Source organism: Bradyrhizobium sp. USDA 3364 (genome assembly GCF_054056355.1).
This window is the reverse complement of record NZ_JBSRYG010000002.1, coordinates 6,479,647-6,503,864: the sequence shown is the minus strand read 5'-3', so window position 1 is coordinate 6,503,864 and position 24,218 is coordinate 6,479,647. Positions and strand designations below refer to the sequence as shown.

Sequence of the window (24,218 nt, the reverse complement as noted above, 5' to 3'; positions counted from 1 at the left end):
GCGGATTGCCGCCCCCACCCGGACAGGGTAAGCGGGAACCCGAACGACCGGCACAAGGCTCCACAAGAGGGCCATCCGGAAAAATCACAGTGGAGGGAATGTCTGATGACGACGACGCTCGCACGGCGCCACGCCGTGCTTCTTGCTTGCGCTGCACTCGGTCTTGCAACCCCTGCCCTTGCGCAGGACAAGAACGTCAAGATCGGCGTGCTGAACGACATGTCGGGCCTCTATGCCGACATCGGCGGCCCCAATTCGGTGGCTGCGGCCAACATGGCGGTGGAGGATTCCGGCCTGCGCGCCAAGGGCTGGAAGATCGAGGTGGTCAGCGGCGATCACCAGAACAAGCCCGACGTCGGCGTCAACATCGCGCGCAACTGGATCGACAACGAGAAGGTCGACATCATCACCGACACGCCGAACTCCGGCGTCGCACTCGCGGTGAGCAACCTCGCCAAGGAGAAGAACTCGATCGTGCTCAATTCGGGGGCGGCGACCGCCGACCTCACCGGCAAGGCCTGCAACGCCAACACGATCTCCTACACGTTCGATACCTACATGCTCGCCAACGGCACCGGCAAGGCGCTGACGAAAGCCGGCGGCGACAGCTGGTTCTTCCTCACCGCCGACTACGCCTTCGGCCATGCGCTGGAGCGCGACACCTCGGCGGTCGTCACCGCCAACGGCGGCAAGGTGCTCGGCGGCGTCAAGCACCCGCTCAACACCGCCGACTTCTCCTCGTTCCTGCTGCAGGCGCAGGCCTCCAAGGCCAAGATCATCGGCCTCGCCAATGCCGGCGGCGACACCACCAACGCGATCAAGCAGGCGTCCGAATTCGGCATCACCGCGGGCGGACAGAAGCTCGCGGCGCTGCTGCTGTTCGTGAACGACGTGCACGCGCTGGGCCTGAAGATCGCGCAGGGCCTCACCTTCACCGAGTCGTTCTACTGGGACATGAACGACCAGACCCGCGCCTGGTCGAAGCGCTTCCAGAAGGTCTCGCCGAAAGGCTCGATGCCCTCGATGACGGTGGCCGGCGTCTATGCCGGCGTGCTGCATTATTTGAAGGCGTTGGACGCGATGGGAAGCAATCCCCACGACGGCGCCAAGGTCGTCGCCAAGATGAAGGAGATCCCGACCGACGATCCCTTGTTCGGCAAGGGTCCGCTGCGGATCGACGGCCGTCGCATCATCCCGGCCTATCTGTTCGAGGTGAAGAAGCCGGAGGAGTCGAAATATCCGTGGGACTATTACAAGCTGATCGCGACCATCTCGCCGGAAGACGCCGCCAAGCCGCTCGAGGCCAGCGATTGTCCGCTCGTGAAGAAGTAAGCGAGCACACCATTCCTTCGTCATTGCGAGCGAAGCGAAGCAATCCATAGCACCGCAAATGCGGCACGATGGATTGCTTCGTCGCTTCGCTCCTCGCAATGACGTCCACAGCGGGCCAACCCACTAACCCACCCTACGCTTCATCACTTCGCGGCGGCCTTCCGCGCCTGTGCGGGCAACGACGCCCATTCCCTGTCGGCGCGCGGGCCGCCGACGTCGCCGGTCAGACCGACGAGCTGTCCCGACTGCACGTCGAGCGTCTGCGTCCAGGTCTGGGTCTGGCACAAGAACTTCATCAGACATCCCTTGAGCTTCAGCCGGCCGGACGCGTCGCGCCACAGCGAGACCGAGTAGGACTTGCCGTCCTCGGCATTGTAGATGTCGCCGTCGAACCGGCCCTCCGGCGTCAGCTTCAATCCGAGGATCAGCTGGTGGCCGAGCAGCGCGCGCGTGCGCTTGTCGGGATCGGGATTGAAGCTGTCGCGAAACGGCTGGCCGTGCGGATCGAGTGGCTCCTTCATCCACACGATGAAGCCGCAGATGCGGTCGCGCGCGGTGCCGCAGCGCTCGAGGCGGATGCGCGCGCGTCCGTCCTCGGTCAGCCAGGTGCCGCTGGGATCGGCCGGCGCGATCGTGGCGGCGCGGCCGGTCGAGCTCATCAGCAAGGCGGCGACGAGGCCGCGCAGAAATATGCGAACCAGAAAGTTCATCGGTCAGGACCTTTCATTGTCGGGATGATTTGCGGACGCGCGAGGCGCGCCTCACTTCAGTTGCGCCACGAAGGCATCGGCACCCTTGTCGATGCCGGTGGTGGCGGCGGCGAGATCGCCGACGCTGGCCTTGATGTCGTAGGCGTTGGGATATTGCTTGCTGACGTAGGCGCCGAGCAGACGCGAGGTCGCGCTGTCGAACATCTCGACCGCGTAGATCACCGAGCCCGTCATCGTGCCCTCGCCGTCGCGCGCCGCCTGCACGCCGTTGTAGACAGCGCCGGCCAGGTCGAAGCGCGACAGCGTGCCGAGCACCGGCGTGTTGGCAACCGCGCCGGTCAGCGTCAGCCGCACGCGAAACGTGTTCGGCCCGCGCGCATTGACCAGCGTGAAGCGGCCGCGCAATTTGTCGGCGAAGCGGGTCTGCATGTAGGCGGCGAGCGTCTGCTTGTCCTTCTCGGACATCTCGCCGAACTGGTGATCAGCGCCGCGATAGATCACGACCGGGTCGAGCATCACCTTGTTGTAGCTCCGCCAGTCGACCGGCGGCGCATAGCGATACGGCACCCGCCCGGAGGAATCCGACGTGTCAGGCGTCATGTAGGCCGTTGATGCGACCTCCGAATAGGCCACCGGCGTGACGGCGGCACATCCTCCCGCGATGACGCAAAGCGCCATCGCTCCCAGACCGCGCGCGGCGATCGAGCTCTCCATTCCAATCTCCTCATCCGATCCTAAAGCGGAAGAGCAGCTCGGCCGCAGCCGCGTCCGGGGCTGAAGTGCGGCTGCGGCCGTCACTGACGACCTGGCTCGCCGTGAGCGCGCCGCCAGACCTTGCCTCAGTGCGAGGAACTATAAAACCGACCAGTTGGTTTGTAAAGTTGCAATCGCGGGAAACGGGTGAGAAAAATGCGGTGGTCGAAACCGCAGTGAAGTTGGTGAGGCCGCTTCGCGAATGGCGGTGGTGCGTTGTCACAAACCTGCGACATCTCCTGTGCTACCGCACAGCCTGCCGGGGGATTTCAGGGGCCCGGTGCCGATCCAACGCCGCCAAGCGATCCATATTCCGCTTGGGCGGCGTTGTGTTTTCGGGCAACGCCGGACGTTCAACGGCTCTTGCGAACCGAGACCTTCTTTGCAGCGCGTGTCGCGGTCGCCCTGGACAGCTTTGCCTCGATTGTGCCGTGCTCGATCGCAGTCCACTTGCTGTCGTCGAGCAAACGCTCGAACAGGCGATCGCGCTCGGCGTCGGTCAGCGACGACAGGCCGAACAACGAACTCAGCAGCAGTCCCCTCGCCGCTGTCCAGCGCAGCGGCAGCGCAAGATCGGGATCGCGCGCTTCGGCCTTCATGCGCGCGACCTTCTCGATGTCGACATCGCGCGGCATCGCCATCAATTCGGGATTCTCGTTCATCGCCGCCAACAGTGCGAAGGCCCCCGACCGCGGCGTGGAGATCGCCTCCCGCAGCGTCGCGATCTGCGCCGCCAGTTCCGGCTGGTCCGTGGTCTCGCGCGCCTTTGCGATGTAGCGGTTCGAGAAATCCTCGAAATACGCCATCTGCTGCTCGAGCAAGGCCCGCAGCACCGCTTCCTTGGTGCGGAACTGATGCATCACGCCACCCTTGCTGAGACCGCTCTCGCGCGCGATCGCATCCAGCGTCAGGCGTCCCGGTCCATCGCGCGTCAGGATGGTGGTCGCGGCGTCGAGGGCGGCGTTGCGGGAGCGTTCCGAACGGGAGGGATTATCCATGGTGTACTCAGCAGAGAGTCGCTTGAAATGGCAGTATCTCAGCGGCTTCGGTCAATCTCAAGCGCTGCATCGAAGTCCGCAGGCAGCGCGAACGACGTCCCCGAAATGCCGGTGCCGGCCATAAGGGAACGCATCAGTTTCAGCAATCGATCATCGCGCGATCCGATCGCTCACGCGCACAAGCGAACCTTCTGCAGCAAGCCATGAAGGAAACCGTGGGCCATCCGGCCGATCACCCTTTCGCCTCGACCGCGCGCGTGGGCGACAGACTGGGCGTCGGCATAACTGGCGGCGACGATCGTCCCGCGCCTGCCGCCAGCGAGTTTCAGGTCGGTCAGATAGACAAGGCTGCGCGACGTCAACAGCGCCGCCTGCGCGTCGTTGAAGCGGGCCAATTCATCGCAAACGTCAACCGCCTCGTCGTTCACCATGCGCCTCCTGCCGGAACGGCCCCGGGGCGAGGCACGCATCTGCATCCGGCATCAACCCTTATACAAACCAACCAGATGGTTTGTAAATAGTCAAAATGACGCAATCGGTCCGGCAAAGCGGCATGTCGGATCGGCGCCGTCGCATTCGTCCTCGACACATCGACTGGCCGGCAACTTGGAGCACGCGAGCGATGACACAGCCAAAACAGACCGCGGAAACCGACATCAGGGCGCTGATCGACGCCTGGGCGCATGCCGTCCGCAGCCGCGACTATCCCGGCATTGTCGCCCATCACGATCAGGACATCGTGATGTTCGACGTCCCGCCGCCATTGCAGTCGCGCGGACTGGATGAGTACCGCAAGACGTGGGATCTGTTCTTCAGGTACCACCGCCCCTCCTACGCCTTCGATATCGATGAGATCGCCATCACGGCCGGCGACGACGTCGCCTTCGCGGTCGCGGTGATGCGTTGCGGCCCGCCCGATGCCACGTTCCAGTTCAGGCTGACGGTGGGATTGCGCAAGGTCGATGGTGAATGGCGGATCACGCATGAGCACCATTCGGTGCCGGCGACGGATTAGAATCGTAGGGCGGGTTAGGCGAAGCCGTAACCCGCCATTGCCTCCGCAATAAGCAAGTCGGTGGGTTACGCGGAGTTTGTCATCGGGCCGCGCGTTGCGCGGACCCGTTGGCTAACCCACCCTACGAAGCTACGAAGCTTTTTGCGCCGTCGCGCGCGCAGCGATGGCGAGCGCGAGCAGCAGCAGTGCGGCGGCCAGATAGAACGGCGCGCCGGGCAGTCTGAGCGGCACATTGTCGCCGATGAAATACGCAAAGGTCAGCGTGAACAGGAACGGGCCGATCAGTTCCGACATGCTCTGCACGCTCGACGTCGCGCCCTGCAGCTGGCCCTGCTGGTCGGCGGCGACGAGCTGCGTGGTCAGCGCCTGCGTTGCGGCGCCCGAGATGCCCCACAACGCCAACACGGGAATGCCGATCCAGAACAGCTGGCCCGATGGCGCGGCGCCGAAGATCACGAAGCCTAAGGCGCCGCAAACGAGGCCGAGGAACAGCGCGTTGCGCTCGCCGAGCCGCTGCACGATCGGGCCGATCGCCGCGCCCTGCACGATCATGCCGCAGAGGCCGACAAGCGCGAGCGTCGCGCCGACGGTGCCGGTGTCCCAGCCGTAGCGATAGGTGGCGTAGAGCACGAACACCGACGGCAGCACCACATGCGCGAGCTGGCCGAAGAACGTCGCCAGCGACAGGCCGGCGAGCGTCGGGTTCGAGCGCAGGAAGTGCAGCGCGCCGATCGGATTGGCGCTCTTCCATTTGAACGGCGCGCGCCGTTCAACCGGCAGCGATTCCGGCAGGATGAACAGGCCATAGAGTCCGTTGACGAAGCTCAAGGCTGCCGCCGCCCAGAACGGCAGCCGCGGATCGATCTCGCCGAGCAGGCCGCCCAGCGCCGGTCCGAGGATGAAGCCCGCGCCGAAGGCGACGCCGATCTTGCCGAACATCGCGGCGCGCTGCTCCGGCGCGGTGACGTCGGCGATGTAGGCGAACACGGTCGAGATGCTCGACGAGGTGATGCCCGAGATCGCCCGCCCGATGAACAGCCAGATCAGGTTCGGCGCCAGCGCCATCAGCACATAGTCGGCGGCAAGGCCGAAATTCGACAGCAGCACCACCGGCCGGCGGCCGAAGCGATCGGACAATGCGCCCAGGATCGGCGAGCAGACGAACTGCATCAGCGCCCAGATCGAGCCGAACACGCCGAAGATGCGCGCCGCGTTCGCGGTGTCGTTGTTGACGAAGCCTTCGATCAGCTTGGGCAGGATCGGAATGATGATCCCGAGCGCGAGCATGTCGAGCAGCAAGGTGATGAAGATGAAGACCACCGCGCCGCTGCGCGCCGGCGCTGCGGCAGCGTTAGGATTCTCATTTTGACGCGTTTTCTTCACGCGAACCGGGATCCACTTCGCTCGAAAACGCGATGTCCGCTCACGACGGCCGCTTGCGCTTGTGGGCGAACGGATTGGCCTTCTCGCGCAGCGTGATCCGGATCGGCGTGCCCGGCAGATCGAAGGTCTCGCGCAGCGAGTTGATGAGGTAGCGCAGATAGGAACGCGGGATCGCGTCGGCGCGCGAGCAGAACAGCACGAAGCTCGGCGGGCGCGCCTTCACCTGCGTGATGTAGTTCAGCTTCAGCCGGCGGCCCGAGACCGCCGGCGGCGGGCTGGCCTGGATCGCCTGCTCGAACCAGCGATTGAGCGCCGAGGTCGGCAAGCGCCGGTTCCAGACCGCATAGGCCTCCTGGATCGCGGTCATCAGGCGGTCGATGCCCTCGCCCATCAGACCCGAGACGGCGACGATCGGCGCGCCCGTGACCTGCGGCAGCCAGTGATCGGCGTCGGTGCGCAGTTGGGAGATCTGGTTGGGCTTGCGCTCGACGAGGTCCCATTTGTTGACCGCGAGCACGATCGCGCGGCCCTCGCGCTCGATCAGGTCGGCGATGCGCAGGTCCTGCTCCTCGAACTTGCTCTGGGCATCCATCATCATGACGACGACCTCGGCGAAGCGCACCGCGCGCAGCGCGTCGGCGACCGAGAGCTTTTCCAGCTTCTCCTCGATCCGCGAGCGGCGGCGCAGGCCGGCGGTGTCGAACACCCGGAACTGGCGGCCCTGCCAGGTGATCTCGACCGCGATCGAATCGCGCGTGGTGCCGGCCTCCGGGCTGGTCAGCAGGCGCTCCTCGCCGAGCAGGTGGTTGATCAACGTCGACTTGCCGGCGTTGGGGCGGCCGACGATGGCAACGCGGATCGGGCGCTGCGCGGCCTCTTCCTCCGAGATGTCCTCGTCGTCCCCGACCTCGTCGTCTTCCTCCGCGGTCTCGGGCACCAGCGCGCTCAGCGCCTCGTGGAGGTCGCCCATGCCCTCGCCGTGCTCGGCCGAGATCTGGACGGGATCGCCAAGGCCCAGCGCGTAGGATTCCATCGCCCCTAACTCGCCATGCTTGCCCTCGGCCTTGTTGGCGACCAGCACCACCGGCTTGTTGGCCTTGCGGGCGAAATCGGCGAAGGCGCGGTCGGTCGGCGTCAGGCCGACGCGGGCGTCGATCACGAACATCAGGGCGTCTGCGAGCTCGATCGCGGTCTCGGTCTGCTCCTGCATCCGCGCCGTCAGCGAGCCCTTGGCGCCCTCGTCGAGCCCCGCGGTGTCGATGATGGTGAAGTCGAGATCGTAGAGCCGGGCCTGCCCCTCGCGGCGGTCACGCGTGACGCCGGGTTCGTCGTCGACCAGCGCGAGCTTCTGGCCGACCAGCCGGTTGAACAGCGTCGACTTCCCGACATTGGGCCGGCCGATAATGGCGATGGTGAAAGACATGGATCATCCAGGCGCCGCGTCTGCGGCGCGCGTCAATGAATAGAATCGGGAGCCTAACGCGCGATGAGATTGGGTTGAACCGTCATCGCGCTCTAGATTCTTGTTTTAGCATGATCTCTTCGGAAAACCGCTTCGCACTTTTCCGGATCATGCTTTAGCGGCTAAATCCACCGCTCGGTAGCGGTGCGGGGAACGCGCCGCCGGATTGTTGCGTGGTCTGGGTCTGCTGGGCCGGTGCCGCGGGCTGCTGCGCCTGCTGGTCGTCGGCGGGCGGCGCGGTGGTGCGGCGGCGGACGATCTTCTTCGGCTTCGGATCCGGCGGCACCGCGGCGGGCGCGCCTTCCTCGGTGGCGGCGTCGGGCGCAGCCGCCTGATCCGCTGCCGGCGCGGCCCGCTTGGCGTGCTTCTTGGCGCCCTTCGGCGGCTCTGGCGGTGGAGCCGGCTGGGCGGCGGCGGCCGCCGCGGCGTTCTGCTGGTCGAGCTGCTCCTGCTGCGAGCCCTTGTACAATTCCTTCGGCACGCCCTGCTCGAGGCCGGGCACGCCTTCGGGGAAGACCGGCTTGCGGTCGCCCTGCAGCTTCTTCTTGGTGTCGAGGAAGTCGAGCAGATCGCTCGGATCGAAATTGGCCATGCCGCCACCGCCGCACCCCGCCAGCGCGCTGCAAAGCGCTGTCAGAACTGCGGCTGCGATCAGGCGTTGCGAGCGGCGCATGGTCGATCTCTCACTCAAACTCGGGTTTCGCGCCAGATCAGCTCTTGGCGACCGGCGGCAACAAAGCCTGCAGCGCTTCGGCGCGCGAGCGCATGCTCGGCGGCGTCTCGCCGTCATTGGCAATCTGGTCGAGCCACTGCCGCGCGCCGGTGGCATCGTTTGCGCGCCAGGCCGACAGCGCCAGCAGCTCGCGCGCGGAGTGGCGGAACGTCGAATCCTTCGATGTCGCGGTCGCCTCGAGCCGTTGCAGCATGTTCGGATAGGTCGTGGTTTCCATCAGGATCTGCGCGGCGCGGATCCGCGCCACGTCCTGCTCGGCGCCGCCGACGCTGCGGTCGGCTGCGATCTCGTCATAGAGTTTCGCGGCGGCCGGCTGATCGCGGGTCGCGACCTCGGCGGCCATGCGCAGCCGCGCCAGGGTGCGGTAACCGGACGGCGCCTTGGTGATCAGGGCTGCAAAGGCAGCCTCAGCCTCGGCGTGCTTGTTCTGGTCCGCCAGTTCGACGGCGCGGTCGAACGCCGCACCGGCCTCGGCGGCCTTGTTGGCCTCGAGATATTGGTAGCCGCGCCAGCCACCGACGCCCGCGACCACCAGGATCGCCAGCGCAATGAAAAAGAGCGAGTACTTGTCCCACAGCTTCTTGAGCTGCTCGCGACGGACTTCCTCGTCGACTTCGTCAAATAATTCAGACACTTAAGGCTATCCCATCCCTCGGGACCGCTGCTATCGGTGGGGCCCAGCCCCTACCCGATCCCCACATCGCGGCGGCGTTACCCTAATGGTGTGGCGGAGGCAAGGCAAAGCGAGGCGGATCAAAGCGTTAACAGGGGACGTTTGGTACGCCCCGGCTCACGCCCCCGCCGTCAGGCTTTCCCGCAGCTGGCGCTTGATCACCTTGCCGTTGGCGTTGCGCGGCAGCGGCTCCGCGGTCAGCGCCACGGTCTCCGGCACCTTGTAGTCCGAGAGACGCTCGGCGCACCAGGCGCGCAAGCTCTCCGCATTGACCTCGGTGCGGGTCACGATCACGGCGTGCACGCGCTCGCCGAGCACCGGGCACGGTTTCGCGATGATCGCGCTCTCGACCACGGCCGGATGGCCGGCCAGCACCGACTCGACCTCGGCGGAATAGATCTTCAGGCCGCCGCGGTTGATCATGTCCTTCTGGCGATCGAACACGCGGACGAAATTGTCGGCGTCGACCGAGCCGAGATCGCCGGAATGCCAGAAGCCTGCGGTGAAGCTCTCCGCGGTCGCCTTCGGATTATTCCAGTAGCCCTTGATGACCGAGGCGCTGCGGATCCAGAGCTCGCCGATCTCGCCGCGCGGCACTTCGCGCCCATCGGCCCCCATGACAACGATCTCGGCGCCGGGACACGGCAGGCCGACGCTGTCGATATGGGCGGCGGTGAGTTCGCCCGGCATCAACGTCGAGGGCGACGTGGTCTCGGTTGCGCCGTAGCAGTTGGCGAGCTTGAGCCCGGGAATCTTGGCGTCGAGCTTCTCGATGGTCGCGACCGGCATCGGCGCGCCGCCGAAGCCGCCGATCCGCCAGCTCGACAGATCGTAGCTGTCGAAATCCGGCTGCATCAGGCAGAGATTGTACATCGCCGGCACCATCACCGTGTAGGTGACGCGCTCCCGCGCGGCGACCTTCAGATACTCGGACGCCTTGAACTCCGGCATGATGATCAGCGCGCCGGCGCAGCGGACCATGGTGGTGACGTTGGCGACCGCACCGGTGACATGGGCGAGCGGCACCGCGGCAATCGAGCGATCGGCCCTGGTCAGCTTCAGGCAGGAGGTGAACACGTCAGAGGAATGGATGATGTTGCAATGGGCGAGCATCGCGCCCTTCGGCCGGCCCGTGGTGCCCGAGGTGTAGAGGATCATCGCGGTGTCCTCTTCCCTCACCTCCGCCGGCGCCCGCGCCGGAGCATTGTCGCGCAGGCGGGCGAATTGCGACGCGCTGTCGTCGCTGACCGGGATGCGATGCGCAAGACCCGGAATATCGGCGGCGTCGGGGATGCGATCGGCGAGCGTGGTCTCGTGCACCAGACACCTGGCGCCGCAATCGTTCAGCACATAGGCGATCTCGGGCTTCTGCTGCCGCGTCGAGAGCAGCACCGTGACCAGCCCGGCATGGGCGGCGGCGAACATCGTCAGCACGAACTCGATGCGGTTGCCGAGCAGGATCGCGACGCGGTCACCGGGCACGAGGCCGAGCCGGGCGAAGCCCGCCGCGACCCTGGCGGACTGCTCGGCGACCTCGCGCCAGCTCAGGCGCGTCGCGCCGCAGACCAGCGCCTCGCCGTCGCCGTTTTGCGCGACGGCGTCCGCGATCATCGCCCACAGGCTGGCCGGCCGCTCCGGGAACGCTGGCACGACGCGGTCGCCGAACCTGGGCTCGAGCCGCATCGGCGGAAGTGCGTGCTGCGACCAGTCCATGCGTCAGCTCTTCTTCATGCCGTAGACATGTTCCGGCCCCGGGAAGGCGCGGCTCTTCACGTCGCGCGCATAGCCCGCGACCGCTTCCTCGATCATGGGTCCGAGATTGCCGTAGCGGCGCACGAATTTCGGCGCCCGCGGCGACAGGCCGAGCATGTCCTCCAGCACCAGCACCTGGCCGTCGCAGGCCGCGCTCGCGCCGATGCCGATGGTGGGCACAGCGATCGATTGCGTGATCTTGCGCGCCAGCGGCTCGGCAATCGCCTCGACCACGATCGAGAAGGCGCCCGCCTCCGCGATCGCCTTGGCGTCGTTCTCGATCGGCGCCCAGTTCTCTTCCTCGCGGCCCTGCGCGCGGAACGAGCCGAGCGTGTTGATCGACTGCGGCGTCAGGCCGATATGGCCCATCACGGGAATGCCGCGCTCGGACAGGAACGCCACCGTCTCCGCCATCCGCGCGCCGCCCTCGAGCTTGACCGCGCCGCACAGCGTTTCCTTCATGATCCGCACCGCGGACTGGAACGCCTGCTCCTTCGAGCCTTCATAGGAACCGAACGGCATGTCGACCACGACGAGCGCCGCCTGCGAGCCGCGCATCACGGCGCGGCCCTGCAGGATCATCATGTCGAGGGTGACCGGCACCGTGGTCTCGAAGCCGTGCATGACGTTGCCGAGGGAATCGCCGACCAGGATGGCGTCGCAGTGCTTGTCGACGAGCGCGGCGGTGTGTGCGTGGTACGACGTCAGCATCACGATCGGCTCGCCGTTCTTGCGGGCGCGCAGATCGGGCGCGGTCTTGCGCTTGATGGCGGATTGAACAGACATAGTCAGGCTCCCATGACAGGCACGCCGATCACGACCGGGTGGAACGCAAACGCCAGCGCCAGATATGCGATGACACCGACCGCGATCGCGATCAGGTCGTTGGTCGGGCCGCCCACCGGGATCGGCGGCGCACCGGCATCCGCGCGGCGCTTCAGCGAGATGCGGTCATAGACCGCCCACGCGAGAAACGAGCCGAACAGGATGATCGAGCCGAGGTCGCCATTGGCGAGCAGATGTGCCAACGCCCACAGCTTCACGCCCGCCAGCATCGGGTGCTTCAGCTTGGTGTAGATGCGGCCGCGGATATAGGAGGCGACGACGAGGATCACTGCGGGCAGCATCAGCGCCACCGCGATGTGCTTGAACACAGTCGGCGGCGCCCAGACGTCGATCCATCCGGTCGCGCGATAATGCGCAAAGCCCCAGACGATCAAACCGAGGCCGGCGAACGACACCAGCGAATAGACGCCCTTGTAGGCGCCCTCGCCCATCGCATTCACCAGGCCGGCGCGCAGCTCGCGCAGGCTGGTCAGCACGTGGATGCCGAGGAACAGCACGAGACCCAAGATCATGACGAGCAGTCCCACGATGTTCCTCCCTGATCGATTGATGCCTTCGCGTAACATCTTCGCCGGGCGGTATGCAATGCGTCACGCGGGTCGCGGATCACGGGTTGCCGGCAGGCTTGGACGTATCGTCGGCCGGCTTGGCCAGCTCGCGATTGTCGACATAGCGGATCATGATCGGGCGGCCGGCCAGCGCCCCGCCGAGCCCGCCGGTGAATTTCAGCGGCAGGCAGGAATCGAGCGAGGCATTGATCGCGTTGAGGTAGGTCGTGCGGGTGTCCGCCGGGATGCCCCGCGTTGAAAACGTCAGGCGCGGCGTGCCGATCATCTCGCCGGTCCGCTTGAAGCTGAACTTGACCGACATCTGCATGCCCTTGCGCGCGTCGTCCGGTGGCGGCGGCGCCCAGCAGGAGCGCAGCGCGGCGAAGAGATCGCCGATGGTATTGAGATCATGATCCGGCTTGCGGTACTTCTCGGCCTGCCCCTCCGGCGGCACGGTCAGGATCGTGAGCTGGAGATTTTCGCCGTACGGATAATCCATCTCGGGAAAGCACGGCCCGTTATTGAACACGCCGCAATAGGACGGGATGCAAGGCCCTTCGTCGAGCACGCTGCAGGGCGTGTGCGCGAACGGTGCTGGGTTGGTCTGTTGCCGCTGCTGCGCAGAGGCAGCGCTCGCGAGCGCAACGGCCAGCACGGCAAGAGCGAGACAGATGGCGACGCGTCGGAGCATGCAGACGGACCCGGATTGCGCTCCGGGGAACATGGTACCGCGGCCGGACCGCATCAAGCGGGCCAGCGTTCAATTCCTCGCGCGCGCTCAACCGTCACGCGCGGCACCGCAACCTCCGCTGTCGTCGCCCGGCTCGACCGGCGATCCAGCATTCCAGAGACGACGGTGATTGATCGGATAAGCCGCGGCATACTGGGTCCCCCGGTTGAGCCGGGGGACGACACTGCCTCTGAGGCACTATGCCCGCTTCTTCTCGTCCATGCGCTTGTTGTATTGAAACCTAGTCGCGGCTGGTTCGTACCCCTTTGATCCCGGCGAGGATGAGGTCGATGCCGGCGAGATAATCGACGCGGTCGTCGTGGTCCCGCATCGCGCCGGCAACGCTGCGTGCAAACGGATAGTCGTTTGCATCGAGCGCTGACCAGTCGGTCGCCACCGCATCCAGGAAGCTCGATCGGTCGAGGTCGTGCGTCCGCGCGAACTGCGCGTTGGCTGCGTTCTGTCCGCCGACGCCGAGGATGTAGTTCAGCAGGACCGAGACGATCGTCCACTGCGCATCGGCAGGTACGCCAAGCGCGCGAACCTGCTGGCCGATGCACTCCAGAACCCGCACGGTCGGCAACTGTCCGGCGGCACGGATCAGCGCGGTCCCGACCCACGGATGCGCCTCCATCGCGTCGAACATGCCTAGCGCAAGGGCGCGAATGGTAGCCTTCGGCGATCCGCCGACCACATGTGCATCCACCATGCGCGCAATAATCGAGTCGCAGGCGGCGACCAGCAGGTCGCTCTTGTTGGCGATATGCCAGTAGATCGCGCCAGGCCCGGTGGCGAGCCGTTCGGACAGGGCGCGGAACGTCAGCCCGTCCTCCCCGCTCTCGTCCAGGAGATCGATCGAAGCTTCGATGATGCGATCCCGCGACAGCGAGTCCTCTCGTCTTCTGCTGCGCGCATTCTTGACCATGCCGCATCTTGACATACCTGGAACGGCATTCCAAGCACATGGAACGACGTTCCATTACTTTCGGCGAGAAGGAAATCTGCATGAAATCTCCCATCACGATCGTCGGTGCCGGCCTCGGCGGGCTGACTCTTGCGCGCGTCCTCCACGTCCATGGCATCGCAGCGACCGTCTACGAAGCGGAAGCGTCCGCGGAGGCGCGAACGCAGGGCGGCATGCTCGATATCCACGATCATAACGGGCAAAGCGCGCTCAAGGCCGCAGGACTGTTCGACGAATTCCTCGCGCTCATCCACCCTGGCGGCCAGGAGATGCGCGCGCTCGACACCCAGGGCAACGTCCTGCTGCATCATCCCGACGACGGCACCGGCGGGCGCCCCGAGGTGCCACGCGGAGAGCTGCGTCGGATCCTGCTCGACTCGCTTCCGGCAGGCACGGTGCGCTGGGGGAGCAAGGTCACCGCGGCCGCTCCGCTCGGCGGCGGCTGCCACCTCTTAACCTTTGCCGACGGCACAACGGTGACGACCGATCTTCTCGTCGGGGCCGACGGCGCCTGGTCACGGATTCGTCCACTTCTATCGAGCGCGAAGCCGGCCTATGTCGGCACCACATTCATCGAAACCTATCTGTTCGACGCCGATACCAGTCACAAGCCGAGCGCCGAAGCGGTCGGCGGCGGCGCGATGTTCGCACTGGCGCCGGGTAAAGGCATCGCCGCACATCGCGAACCCGACGGAGTGCTGCACACCTATGTGGTGCTGAACAAGCCCGAGGATTGGGCGTCCCGCCTCGACTTCTCCACCCCCGCGACGGCGCTGGCCCGCGTCGCCGCGGAATTCGACGGCTGGGCTCCGGCGCTGACCGCGCTGATCACCGACGGCAAGACCGCCCCCGTGCTTCGTCCCATCCATGCGCTTCCGGTCGATCACCGGTGGGATCGCATGCCCGGTGTAACGCTGCTCGGCGATGCCGCGCACCTGATGGCACCATCGGGCGAAGGGGCCAATCTGGCATTGTATGACGGTGCCGAACTCGCAGCCGCGATCGCCGCCAAGCCGGACGACGTCGAGGCCGCGCTCGCTGCCTATGAGAAGGATCTGTTTCGCCGCAGCTCGGCCGAGGCGGCTGCGGCGGAGGAATTGCTTGAGGTGTGCTACGGCGACAACGCGCCGCAGAGCCTGATCGATTTTTTCGGCAGACACCTGCCCGTCGAGAACCACGCAGAGTAGCGGAGAAGCCGCGGCTGCCACCAAGCATTCGCTTTCGTCCCCCGGCTCGACCCGGGGGACCCAGTACGCCGCGGCCACTCCGCTTCTCACTGCTGCCTCCGGAATACTGGGCGGTTTCGCCCGGTCGAGCCGGGCGATGACGGCGGAGGGTGAGACGCGAGCGGCGAGGGTGGCACTACGCCTTCTTCTTCACGTCCTTGACGTTGGAGAAGGTGATGCCCTCGGCCCGTTCCCTTGTGTAGCCCAGATAGAACTCGTTCTTGGCCATGAACACGGGATCGCCGTCGACGTCGTCGGCGATGCCGGAATTGTTGGCGGCGATGAAGGTCTCGAGCTTCTTGCGGTCGTCGGACGAAATCCAGCGCGCCAGCGAGAATTCGGAGACCTCGAACTCGACCGGCAGTGAATATTCCGCATCGAGCCGCGCCTTCAGCACGTCGAGCTGCAGCGGACCGACCACGCCGACCAGCGCCGGCGCGCCGTCGCGCGGGCGGAACACCTGCACGACGCCCTCCTCCGACATCTGCTGCAAGGCTTCCTTCAGCTTCTTGGCCTTCATCGCATCGGTCAGGCGAACGCGGCGGACGATTTCAGGCGCGAAGCTCGGCACGCCGACGAAAGTCAGATCCTCACCCTCGGTCAGGGTGTCGCCGATCCGCAGCGTACCGTGGTTGGGAATGCCGACGACATCGCCGGCAAACGCCTCATCCGCCACCGAGCGGTCCTGCGCGAAGAAGAATTGCGGGCTCGACAGGCTCATGTTCTTGCCGGTGCGGACCAGCTTGGCCTTCATGCCGCGGCTGAGCTTGCCCGAGCACAGCCGGGCGAAGGCGATGCGGTCGCGGTGGTTCGGGTCCATGTTGGCCTGGATCTTGAACACGAACGCGCTCATGCGCGGCTCGGCCGCCTCGACCTTGCGTAGATCGGAATCCTGCGCGCGCGGCGCGGGCGCGAACTTGCCGAGGCCTTCCAACAAGTCGCCGACGCCGAAATTGCGCAGCGCGCTGCCGAAATAGACCGGCGTCAGATGGCCCTCGCGAAACGCCGCGAGCTCGAACGGCTTGCAGGCCTCCGAGGCCAGCGCGAGCTCGTCCTTGACCTCGGCGACGTCGAGATTGGGGTTGCGCTTGCCGAGATCGGCGATGTCGATCTGCTCGGTGGCGCCGGTCTTGGCGCCGCCGCCCTCGAGCAGCCGCACGCCGCCATTGACGACGTCATAGGTGCCGAGGAAATCGCGGCCGCGGCCGACCGGCCAGGTCATCGGCGTGGTGTCGAGCGCCAGCGTCTTCTCGATCTCATCCAGCAGCTCGAACGTGTCGCGGCTCTCGCGGTCCATCTTGTTGATGAAGGTGATGATCGGGATGTCGCGCAGCCGGCACACCTCGAACAGTTTTCGCGTGCGCGCCTCGATGCCCTTGGCGGCGTCGATCACCATGACAGCGGAATCGACCGCGGTCAGCGTGCGATAGGTATCTTCCGAAAAGTCCTCGTGGCCCGGCGTGTCCAGCAGGTTGAAGACGAGGTCGTTGAACTCGAAGGTCATCACCGAGGTGACCACCGAGATGCCGCGCTCGCGCTCGATCTTCATCCAGTCCGAGCGCGTGTTGCGCCGCTCGCCCTTGGCCTTGACCTGACCCGCGAGGTTGATGGCGCCGCCGAACAGCAGCAGCTTTTCCGTCAGCGTGGTCTTGCCGGCGTCCGGATGCGAGATGATCGCAAACGTGCGCCGTCGCGCCACTTCCTCTGAGAGCGGCGAGCGAGACGGCGATTCGGCGGAAACTGAAATGTCGGACATGGCGGGCATTTGGCAGGGAAAACGGGCGCAATCAAGGGCGTTTTGTCGCAATGCGGAACGGTCGCCCCACCCCCATATGGTCACGGGAGGGACGACCTTCTCTTCACCATACCACCTGCGGGGACGACCCTGCCTTATCCGGAGGGTTCGCGATGGCTTGGGCCATTCTGTTCACCGCAGGCCTGCTCGAGATCGGCTGGGCGATCGGGCTGAAATATACCGACGGGTTCTCGCGGCTGGTGCCGTCGGTGCTGACGCTGGCGGCAATGGCCGGCAGCGTGATCCTGCTCGGCATCGCCCTGAAGACGCTGCCGATTGGAACCGCCTACGCGGTCTGGACCGGCATCGGCGCGGTCGGCACCGCGGCGCTCGGCATCATCCTGCTCGGCGAACCCGCGACCGCGATGCGGCTTGCCAGCATCGGGTTGATCGTGTCCGGCATCGTCGGGCTGAAGCTCGTCGGTTAGTTACTTCAATATCTGCACAACCCAGTAGGTCGCGGCCGCGACCGCGGCGGACGCCGGGATCGTGATCACCCAGGCGTAGACGATCGAGCTCGCCACGCTCCAGCGCACGGCGGAGAGTCGCCGTGCGGCGCCGACGCCGACGATGGCGCCGGTGATGGTGTGGGTGGTCGACACGGGAACCCCGAGATAGGTCGCCATGAACAGCGTTACGGCGCCGCCGGTCTCGGCGCAAAAGCCCTGCATCGGCGTCAGCTTGGTGATCCGCAGCCCCATGGTGCGGACGATCCGCCAGCCCCCCATCAGGGTGCCCAGCGCCATCGCGCTCTGGCAGGCCAGCACGACCCAGAACGGGATCTCGAAGGTGTCGCCGAGATGGCCCTGCGAGTAGAGCAGCACGGCGATGATGCCCATGGTCTTCTGCGCGTCGTTGCCGCCGTGGCCGAGCGAATAGAGCGACGCCGAGGCGAATTGCAGGATCCGGAACGCGCGATCGACCGCGAACGGCGTCGAGCGCACCGAGAGCCAGGACACGATCGCAACCAGCACCAGCGCGAGCAGGAAGCCGACCAGCGGCGACAGCACGATCGCGAGCAGGGTCTTGCTGAGCCCGCTCCACACCGCCGCCGAAATCCCCGCCTTCGCCATGCCGCCGCCGACCAGGCCACCGATCAGCGCGTGCGAGCTCGACGAGGGAATCCCGAGCGCCCAGGTGATCACGTTCCAGACGATCGCGCCGACCAGCGCGGCGAAGATCACGGTCGCGTCCACCACCGACGGCTCGATGATCCCGGTGCCGATGGTGTTGGCGACGTGCAGGCCGAACACCGCGAAAGCGACGAAGTTGAAGAAGGCCGCCCAGAACACCGCATATTGCGGCCGCAGCACGCGGGTCGACACGATGGTCGCGATCGAGTTCGCGGCGTCGTGCAGGCCGTTCAGGAAGTCGAACAGCAGCGCGACCGCGATCAGGATGGTCAGGACCGGAAGACCCAGCGTGGCGTCCACGTGATGCCCCGCCTTACACTTGCTCGATGACGATGGAGTTGATCTCGTTGGCGACGTCGTCGAAACGGTCGGCCACCTTCTCGAGATGGTCGTAGATCTCTGCGCCGACGATGTAGTCCATCGTGTTGGCATCGCGGTGCTTGAGGAACAATTCCTTCAGCCCGATGTCCTGGAGATCGTCGACGCGGCCCTCGAGCTTGGTCAGTTCCTCGGTGATCTGGGTCAGCATCGAGACGTTGTGGCCGATCGATTGCAGCAAAGGCAACGCGCGGCCGACCAAATTTGCGCATTCGACGATCAAGGTGCCCATCTCGCGCATCGGCGGCTCGAACTCGCGCACCTCGAACAGCATCACCGCCTTGGCGGTCGCCTGCATCTGGTCGACCGCGTCGTCCATCGAGGTGATCAGGTTCTTGATGTCGCCACGGTCGAACGGGGTGATGAAGGTGCGGCGAACCGCGGTCAGCACCTCGCGGGTGACGCTATCGGCGTCGTTCTCGAACTGATTGACGCGCTGGCAGAAGACCGGGGTCTCCTCCCCGCCCTTCAGCATGTCCTGCAGCGCCAGTGCGCACTGCACGGAGGTCTGGGCGTGGCGGGCGAACAGGTCGAAAAACCGCTCTTCCTTGGGCAGAAAGGCGCGAAACCAGCGCAGCATGTCTCAGTTCCATCATTCCGGGGCAGCCCTTTTAGCGGCTGTCACAGAACTGTCATAGAGCATCTGGCCGGGAAAATACCTGACGCGACCGCCCGAATGGGCGGTCGTCCACCGCTAAGTCGGCTGAAATCGCGTACCCGCCCTACAGCGACCGCCGCAGCAGATGGGCCAGCTCGCCGACCAGGCCGCGCCGGAACAGCAGCACGCAGGCGACGAAGATCACGCCCTGGATCACCGTCACCCACTGGCCGAAACCGGCGAGATATTGCTGCATGGCGATGATCACGAATGCGCCGACCACCGGTCCGAAGATGGTGCCGAGGCCGCCGACCAGCGTCATCAGCACGATTTCACCGGACATCGACCAGTGCACGTCGGTCAGCGAGGCGTTCTGCGCCACGAACACCTTCAGCGAGCCGGCGAAGCCCGCCAGCGTGCCGGACAGGATGAAGGCGAGCAGCTTGTACTGGTCGGTCTTGTAGCCGAGCGACACCGCACGCGGCTCGTTCTCGCGGATCGACTTCAGCACCTCGCCGAATGGCGAGTTGATGGTCCGGTAGATCAGGAGGAAGCCGGCAAGGAAGCCGACCAGCACGACGTAATAGAGCACGATCGGCTTCGACAGGTCGAAGATCCCGAGCAGGTGGCCCTGCGGGATGCCCTGGATGCCGTCTTCACCATGGGTGAACGGCGCCTGCAAATAGAGGAAGTAGAGCAGCTGCGACAGCGCCAGCGTGATCATCGAGAAGTAGATGCCCTGCCGCTTGATCGAGATGTAGCCGGTGACGAGGCCGAGCAAGGCCGCGGCCGCGGTGCCGATCACGATGCCGAGCTCCGGCGTCAGTCCCCACACCTTCAGCGCATGCGCCGAGACGTAGCCGGCGGTGCCGAGGAACATCGCGTGGCCGAACGACAGCAGGCCGCCATAGCCGATCAGCAGGTTGAAGGCGCAGGCGAGCAGCGCAAAGCACAGCGCCTGCATGACGAAGAACGGATAGATCCCCGTGAACGGCACGATCGCCAGCAGCACCGCCATCACGGCGCATACGATCATCTCGTCGCGCATCGCGCGCGGCGTCACCGGAAGTGTATCGTCGGTCAATGCTGACATATCAGGCCGCCCGTCCCGTCAGTCCCGTTGGCTTCACCAGCAACACCACCACCATCAGGACAAACACCACGGTGTTGGAGGCCTCGGGATAAAAATACTTGGTCAGTCCCTCGATCACGCCGAGCGCGAAGCCGGTGATGATCGATCCCATGATCGAGCCCATGCCGCCGATCACGACCACCGCGAACACCACGATGATGAGATCGGCGCCCATCAGCGGACGGACCTGGTTGATCGGCGCCGACAGGACGCCGGCGAGCGCGGCCAGACCGACGCCGAGCCCGTAGGTCAGCGTGATCATGCGCGGCACGTTGATGCCGAAGGCTCGCACCAGCGTCGGGTTCTCAGTGGCGGCGCGCAGATAGGCGCCGAGCTGCGTCTTCTCGATCAGGAACCAGGTGGCAAGGCACACCACCAGCGAGAAGACGACCACCCAGCCGCGATAGATCGGCAGGAACATGAAGCCGAGATTGACGCCGCCCTTGAGCTGATCCGGGATCGAGTACGGCAGGCCGGAGGAGCCGAAATAGTTCTGGAACACGCCCTGCACGATCAGCGCGATGCCGAAGGTCAGCAGCAGTCCGTAGAGATGGTCGAGGCCGGTCAGCCATTGCAGCATGGTGCGCTCGAGGATCATGCCGAAGATGCCGACCACCACGGGCGCGATGATCAGCGCCCACCAGTAGTTGATGCCGCCCAGGTTGAGCAGGAAGTACGCCACGAAGGCGCCCATCATGTAGAGCGCGCCATGCGCGAAATTGATGATGTTGAGCATGCCGAAGATGACGGCGAGCCCCAGACTGAGCAGCGCGTAGAACGAGCCGTTGATCAGTCCCACCAGAAGCTGTGCGTAGAGAGCCTGCATCGAATGAGCTTTCACTGGATAGATGAAGCCCGCCGGCCACGCGCATGGCCGGCGGGCATGATCGTCACTTCTTCAGGAGCGCGCAGGTGCTCTTGTCGAGCGGCGTGAAGGCCTGGTTGCCCGGCACGGTGCCGACCAGCTTGTAGAAGTCCCACGGCCCCTTGGACTCCGAGGGCTTCTTCACCTCGAACAGATAGGCGTCGTGGGTGACGCGGCCGTTGGCCTCGATCTCGCCCTTGCCGAACAGCGGATCGTCGGTCGGGATCGTCTTCATCTTCGCGACCACCTTGGCGCCGTCATGCGGATTGCCGCCGAGCGCTTCCAGCGCCTTGAAGTAATGCATCAGCCCCGCATAGACGCCGGCCTGCACCATGGTCGGCGGAGCGCTGTTCTTCATCCGCGCCGAGAAGCGCTTCGAGAACGCACGGGTGTTGTCGTTGAGGTCCCAGTAGAAGGTCTCGGTGAAGTTGAGGCCCTGCGCGGTCTCCAGCCCGATCGCCTTGACGTCGGTGAGGAACAGCAGGAGCGCGGCGAGCTTCTGGCCGCCCTTGACGATGCCGAACTCGGCGGCCTGCTTGATCGAATTGGTGGTGTCGCCGCCGGCGTTGGCGAGACCGATGATCTTGGCTTTGGAGGCCTGCGCCTGCAGCAGGAAGGAAGAGAAGTCGGCGGTGTTGAGCGGATGCTTGACGCCGCCGACCACCTTGCCGCCGTTCGCGGTGACGACCGCGGTGGTATCCCGCTCGAGCGCCGCGCCGAACGCGTAGTCCGCGGTCAGGAAGAACCAGGTGTCCCCGCCCGCCTTCACCAGCGCCTGGCCGGTGGCGTGTGCGAGCATGTAGGTGTCGTAGGTCCAGTGCACGGTGTTCGGCGAGCACTGCGCGTTGGTGAGGTCCGAGGTCGCGGCGCCCGAATTGATATAGACGCCGTTCTTCTCCTTGACGACGTTGTTGACCGCGAGCGCGACACCGGAATTCGGCACGTCGACGACGGTGTCGACCTTGTCGACGTCGAACCACTGGCGGGCGATGGTGGTGCCGATATCGGGCTTGTTCTGGTGATCGCCGGAGATCAGGTCGATGGTCCAGCCCTTGGCCTTGAGGCCGGAATCCTCGATCGCCATCTGCGCCGCCAGCGTCGAGCCGGGGCCGGCGAGGTCGGCGTAGAGGCCGGACTGATCCGACAACACGCCGATCTTGACGACCTTGTCGTCGGCGGAGGCAATGCTCGCGACGCTGAGCGCCATCGCGGTGCCGAGCAGAAGCGCAGAAATCGTGTTTTTCATGGGGATTCCCTCAGGTCTCAAATTTTCTGGCTCGGACGACGTCAGACGCCGAGATAGGTATGCAGCTTGTCCATGTTGGCGGACAGTTCGGAATTCGCGAAGCCGTCGATCACCTTGCCGTGCTCGACGACGTAGTAGCGGTCGGCAACGGTCGAGGCGAAACGGAAATTCTGCTCGACCAGCAGGATCGTGAAGCCCTGCGACTTCAGGCGCGCAATGGTGTGCCCGATCTGCTGAATGATGACCGGCGCCAACCCTTCGGTCGGCTCGTCCAGCATCAGGAAGCGTGCGCCGGTGCGCAGGATGCGCGCGATCGCCAGCATCTGCTGCTCGCCGCCGGAGAGCTTGGTGCCCTGGCTGGCGAGACGCTCCTTCAGGTTCGGAAACAGCGTGAAGATCTGGTCGAGCGGCAGGCCGCCCGGGCGCACCACCGGCGGCAGCATCAGATTCTCGCGCACATCGAGGGTCGAGAAGATGCCGCGCTCCTCGGGGCAGAACGCGATGCCGAGCCGCGCGATGCGGTCGGAGGTGGCGCGGATGATCTCCTTGTCGTCGAAGCGGATCGAGCCGGAGCGCCTGCCGATCACGCCCATGATCGACTTCAGCGTGGTGGTCTTGCCGGCGCCGTTGCGGCCGAGCAGCGTCACGACCTCGCCCGCCTTCACGTTGAAATTGATGCCGTGAAGGATGTGGGACTCGCCGTACCAGGCCTGCAGATCCTTGACCGCCAGCACCTCGGCGCCGGCCGCAGCCACGGGCTTCTCCGCCAGTTTTGCCTCAGCCATGACCCGCTCCCAGATAGGCTTCCTTCACGCGCTCGTCCTTGGAGAGGTCAGCGTAGTTGCCCTCCGCCAGCACCTGCCCGCGCGTCAGCACGGTGATGATGTCGGAGAGGTTGGCCACGACCGAGAGGTTATGTTCGACCATCAGGATGGTGTATTTGGCGGAGATCCGCTTGATCAGCGCCGCGATCTTGTCGATGTCCTCGTGGCCCATGCCGGCCATCGGCTCGTCGAGCAACATCATCTCGGGGTCGAGCGCGAGCGTCGTTGCAATTTCAAGTGCGCGCTTGCGGCCATACGGCATCTCGACCGCCGGCGTGTTGGCGAATTCGCTCAGGCCGACGTCGTTCAAAAGCTCATGGGCGCGCGGATTGAAGCGGTCGAGCACGCTCTTGGAGCGCCAGAAATCGAACGACGAACCGTGCTGGCGCTGCAGCGCCACGCGCACGTTTTCGAGCGCGGTGAGATGCGGAAATACCGCTGAAATCTGGAACGAGCGGACCAGCCCGAGCCGCGCCACGTCGGCCGGCGGCATCGCGGTGATGTCCTGGCCCTTGTAGCGAATCTGCCCGCCCGTCGGCTTCAGGAACTTGGTCAGCAGATTGAAACAGGTCGTCTTGCCGGCGCCGTTCGGCCCGATCAACGCATGGATACTGCCGCGACGCACCTTCAGCGCGACGTCGCGAACGGCGAAGAAACCCGCGAATTCCTTGGTCAATCCGCTGGTTTCGAGGATGAACTCATCGGCCAAATAGATTCCCCCATAAGCCATCGCCGCGAAGCCCCTCGCCCGCGTGGCCAGCTTTTTTCGTGTCCGACAGGTTGTCCGTACGTCTTGGAAACCGTTCGGGGGCCTGTCGCCTCCGGGCCGGAATATGCCGTCATCTGCGGCGGTTACGCAAGGTGGAAAGCTGTGCAGTGCGGCATCGTTGCGACCGGTTCCGGTTGATCCTTAGTCGAATGGCCTTTGAGCGCGCTTTGCGCTTCGGAAAGTCGCCATTAAGGCTGTTTTGCTCCGGTCATTCCCTTTCATAGAATATTTCCGCCTCTCGCCGAAGCTCCGGCCATTGCATGATGAACGGCTAGCGCCTTGCATTTCCGGAACGCCAATTCCCCGGTCGTCATATCGATCCGGCGACGTGACTTTCTGAACACGTGGCTGCG

25 protein-coding genes are annotated in these 24,218 nt (G+C 65.3%); 4 read left to right on the top strand and 21 right to left on the bottom strand.

The genetic code is table 11. From position 1 onward, the window contains the following. The first annotated feature begins 105 nt into the window (after nucleotides 1–105). Complete coding sequence (locus tag ACVILL_RS30325; RefSeq protein ID WP_456732414.1) at nucleotides 106–1,332, top strand: ABC transporter substrate-binding protein; 1,227 nt, start codon at nucleotides 106–108, stop codon at nucleotides 1,330–1,332. 143 nt (nucleotides 1,333–1,475) lie between these two features. On the opposite strand, the gene ACVILL_RS30320 is transcribed toward ACVILL_RS30325, so the two are convergent. The 4 genes from ACVILL_RS30320 to ACVILL_RS30305 form a co-directional block, all read right to left on the bottom strand. Further along, nucleotides 1,476–2,042, bottom strand: coding sequence for a DUF2147 domain-containing protein (locus tag ACVILL_RS30320; RefSeq protein WP_456732413.1), 567 nt, complete (start codon nucleotides 2,040–2,042; stop codon nucleotides 1,476–1,478). A 51-nt stretch (nucleotides 2,043–2,093) separates the two neighbouring features. Further along, entirely contained in the window at nucleotides 2,094–2,756 is a 663-nt protein-coding gene (locus ACVILL_RS30315; protein WP_456732412.1) for a DUF3313 domain-containing protein, read from the bottom strand. A gap of 392 nt (nucleotides 2,757–3,148) precedes the next feature. Then, nucleotides 3,149–3,793 (bottom strand): TetR/AcrR family transcriptional regulator, encoded by a 645-nt coding sequence (locus tag ACVILL_RS30310; RefSeq protein ID WP_456732411.1) that lies wholly within the window; start codon nucleotides 3,791–3,793, stop codon nucleotides 3,149–3,151. A gap of 170 nt (nucleotides 3,794–3,963) precedes the next feature. Further along, a complete protein-coding gene (locus tag ACVILL_RS30305; protein WP_456732410.1) occupies nucleotides 3,964–4,224 on the bottom strand; it encodes a hypothetical protein in 261 nt (86 codons plus the stop codon). A 191-nt stretch (nucleotides 4,225–4,415) separates the two neighbouring features. On the opposite strand from ACVILL_RS30305, the gene ACVILL_RS30300 reads away from it, so the two are divergent. Beyond that, entirely contained in the window at nucleotides 4,416–4,808 is a 393-nt protein-coding gene (locus tag ACVILL_RS30300) for a YybH family protein (protein WP_456732409.1), read from the top strand. Between the two features lie 129 nt (nucleotides 4,809–4,937). Here ACVILL_RS30300 and ACVILL_RS30295 read toward each other — a convergent pair whose 3' ends face one another. The 9 genes from ACVILL_RS30295 to ACVILL_RS30255 form a co-directional block, all read right to left on the bottom strand. Next, nucleotides 4,938–6,191 (bottom strand): MFS transporter, encoded by a 1,254-nt coding sequence (locus tag ACVILL_RS30295; protein WP_456732408.1) that lies wholly within the window; start codon nucleotides 6,189–6,191, stop codon nucleotides 4,938–4,940. Between the two features lie 40 nt (nucleotides 6,192–6,231). After that, complete coding sequence (gene der, locus ACVILL_RS30290; RefSeq protein WP_456732407.1) at nucleotides 6,232–7,614, bottom strand: ribosome biogenesis GTPase Der; 1,383 nt, start codon at nucleotides 7,612–7,614, stop codon at nucleotides 6,232–6,234. A 154-nt stretch (nucleotides 7,615–7,768) separates the two neighbouring features. Continuing rightward, nucleotides 7,769–8,326, bottom strand: coding sequence for a hypothetical protein (locus ACVILL_RS30285; protein WP_456732406.1), 558 nt, complete (start codon nucleotides 8,324–8,326; stop codon nucleotides 7,769–7,771). 37 nt (nucleotides 8,327–8,363) lie between these two features. Further along, nucleotides 8,364–9,020, bottom strand: coding sequence for a tetratricopeptide repeat protein (locus ACVILL_RS30280; protein WP_456732405.1), 657 nt, complete (start codon nucleotides 9,018–9,020; stop codon nucleotides 8,364–8,366). Nucleotides 9,021–9,176: 156 nt separating this feature from the next. Next, nucleotides 9,177–10,772, bottom strand: coding sequence for a class I adenylate-forming enzyme family protein (locus tag ACVILL_RS30275; RefSeq protein ID WP_456732404.1), 1,596 nt, complete (start codon nucleotides 10,770–10,772; stop codon nucleotides 9,177–9,179). A gap of 3 nt (nucleotides 10,773–10,775) precedes the next feature. After that, nucleotides 10,776–11,597, bottom strand: coding sequence for a 3-methyl-2-oxobutanoate hydroxymethyltransferase (panB, locus tag ACVILL_RS30270; protein WP_456732403.1), 822 nt, complete (start codon nucleotides 11,595–11,597; stop codon nucleotides 10,776–10,778). Nucleotides 11,598–11,599: 2 nt separating this feature from the next. Beyond that, the gene (locus ACVILL_RS30265; RefSeq protein WP_456732402.1) at nucleotides 11,600–12,184 is read right to left on the bottom strand and encodes an NnrU family protein; all 585 of its coding nucleotides are present in this window, start codon (nucleotides 12,182–12,184) and stop codon (nucleotides 11,600–11,602) included. A 79-nt stretch (nucleotides 12,185–12,263) separates the two neighbouring features. Further along, complete coding sequence (locus ACVILL_RS30260) at nucleotides 12,264–12,896, bottom strand: hypothetical protein (protein WP_456732401.1); 633 nt, start codon at nucleotides 12,894–12,896, stop codon at nucleotides 12,264–12,266. Between the two features lie 280 nt (nucleotides 12,897–13,176). Beyond that, on the bottom strand, nucleotides 13,177–13,860 hold the full coding sequence (locus ACVILL_RS30255; protein WP_456732400.1) for a TetR/AcrR family transcriptional regulator: 684 nt from the start codon (nucleotides 13,858–13,860) through the stop codon (nucleotides 13,177–13,179). 80 nt (nucleotides 13,861–13,940) lie between these two features. Here ACVILL_RS30255 and ACVILL_RS30250 point away from each other — a divergent pair, with 80 nt between their 5' ends. Then, nucleotides 13,941–15,086, top strand: a complete 1,146-nt coding sequence (locus ACVILL_RS30250; RefSeq protein ID WP_456732399.1) for an FAD-dependent oxidoreductase — start codon at nucleotides 13,941–13,943, stop codon at nucleotides 15,084–15,086. Nucleotides 15,087–15,261: 175 nt separating this feature from the next. On the opposite strand, the gene ACVILL_RS30245 is transcribed toward ACVILL_RS30250, so the two are convergent. Further along, nucleotides 15,262–16,881, bottom strand: a complete 1,620-nt coding sequence (locus ACVILL_RS30245; RefSeq protein ID WP_456732398.1) for a peptide chain release factor 3 — start codon at nucleotides 16,879–16,881, stop codon at nucleotides 15,262–15,264. Nucleotides 16,882–17,033: 152 nt separating this feature from the next. Here ACVILL_RS30245 and sugE point away from each other — a divergent pair, with 152 nt between their 5' ends. After that, nucleotides 17,034–17,348, top strand: coding sequence for a quaternary ammonium compound efflux SMR transporter SugE (gene sugE / locus ACVILL_RS30240; protein WP_456732397.1), 315 nt, complete (start codon nucleotides 17,034–17,036; stop codon nucleotides 17,346–17,348). Here sugE and ACVILL_RS30235 read toward each other — a convergent pair whose 3' ends face one another. The 7 genes from ACVILL_RS30235 to ACVILL_RS30205 all read right to left on the bottom strand — a co-directional run bounded on the left by ACVILL_RS30235 (nucleotide 17,349) and on the right by ACVILL_RS30205 (nucleotide 23,805). After that, nucleotides 17,349–18,353 carry an anion permease gene (locus tag ACVILL_RS30235; RefSeq protein ID WP_456732396.1) on the bottom strand — a complete coding sequence of 335 codons (1,005 nt, stop codon included), beginning with the start codon at nucleotides 18,351–18,353 and terminating at the stop codon, nucleotides 17,349–17,351. Between the two features lie 13 nt (nucleotides 18,354–18,366). Continuing rightward, nucleotides 18,367–19,011, bottom strand: coding sequence for a DUF47 domain-containing protein (locus ACVILL_RS30230; RefSeq protein ID WP_456732395.1), 645 nt, complete (start codon nucleotides 19,009–19,011; stop codon nucleotides 18,367–18,369). A 142-nt stretch (nucleotides 19,012–19,153) separates the two neighbouring features. Continuing rightward, nucleotides 19,154–20,122, bottom strand: a complete 969-nt coding sequence (locus tag ACVILL_RS30225) for a branched-chain amino acid ABC transporter permease (RefSeq protein ID WP_456732394.1) — start codon at nucleotides 20,120–20,122, stop codon at nucleotides 19,154–19,156. A gap of 1 nt (nucleotide 20,123) precedes the next feature. Beyond that, nucleotides 20,124–20,987: a branched-chain amino acid ABC transporter permease gene (locus tag ACVILL_RS30220; protein WP_028335126.1), complete on the bottom strand. Its 864-nt coding sequence runs from the start codon at nucleotides 20,985–20,987 to the stop codon at nucleotides 20,124–20,126. A 64-nt stretch (nucleotides 20,988–21,051) separates the two neighbouring features. Then, nucleotides 21,052–22,272 (bottom strand): ABC transporter substrate-binding protein, encoded by a 1,221-nt coding sequence (locus ACVILL_RS30215; protein ID WP_456732393.1) that lies wholly within the window; start codon nucleotides 22,270–22,272, stop codon nucleotides 21,052–21,054. Nucleotides 22,273–22,313: 41 nt separating this feature from the next. Beyond that, nucleotides 22,314–23,057, bottom strand: a complete 744-nt coding sequence (locus ACVILL_RS30210; protein ID WP_456732392.1) for an ABC transporter ATP-binding protein — start codon at nucleotides 23,055–23,057, stop codon at nucleotides 22,314–22,316. Beyond that, on the bottom strand, nucleotides 23,050–23,805 hold the full coding sequence (locus ACVILL_RS30205) for an ABC transporter ATP-binding protein (protein ID WP_050419084.1): 756 nt from the start codon (nucleotides 23,803–23,805) through the stop codon (nucleotides 23,050–23,052). The genes ACVILL_RS30210 and ACVILL_RS30205 overlap by 8 nt, the downstream gene beginning before the upstream one ends. Between the last annotated feature and the right edge of the window lie 413 nt (nucleotides 23,806–24,218).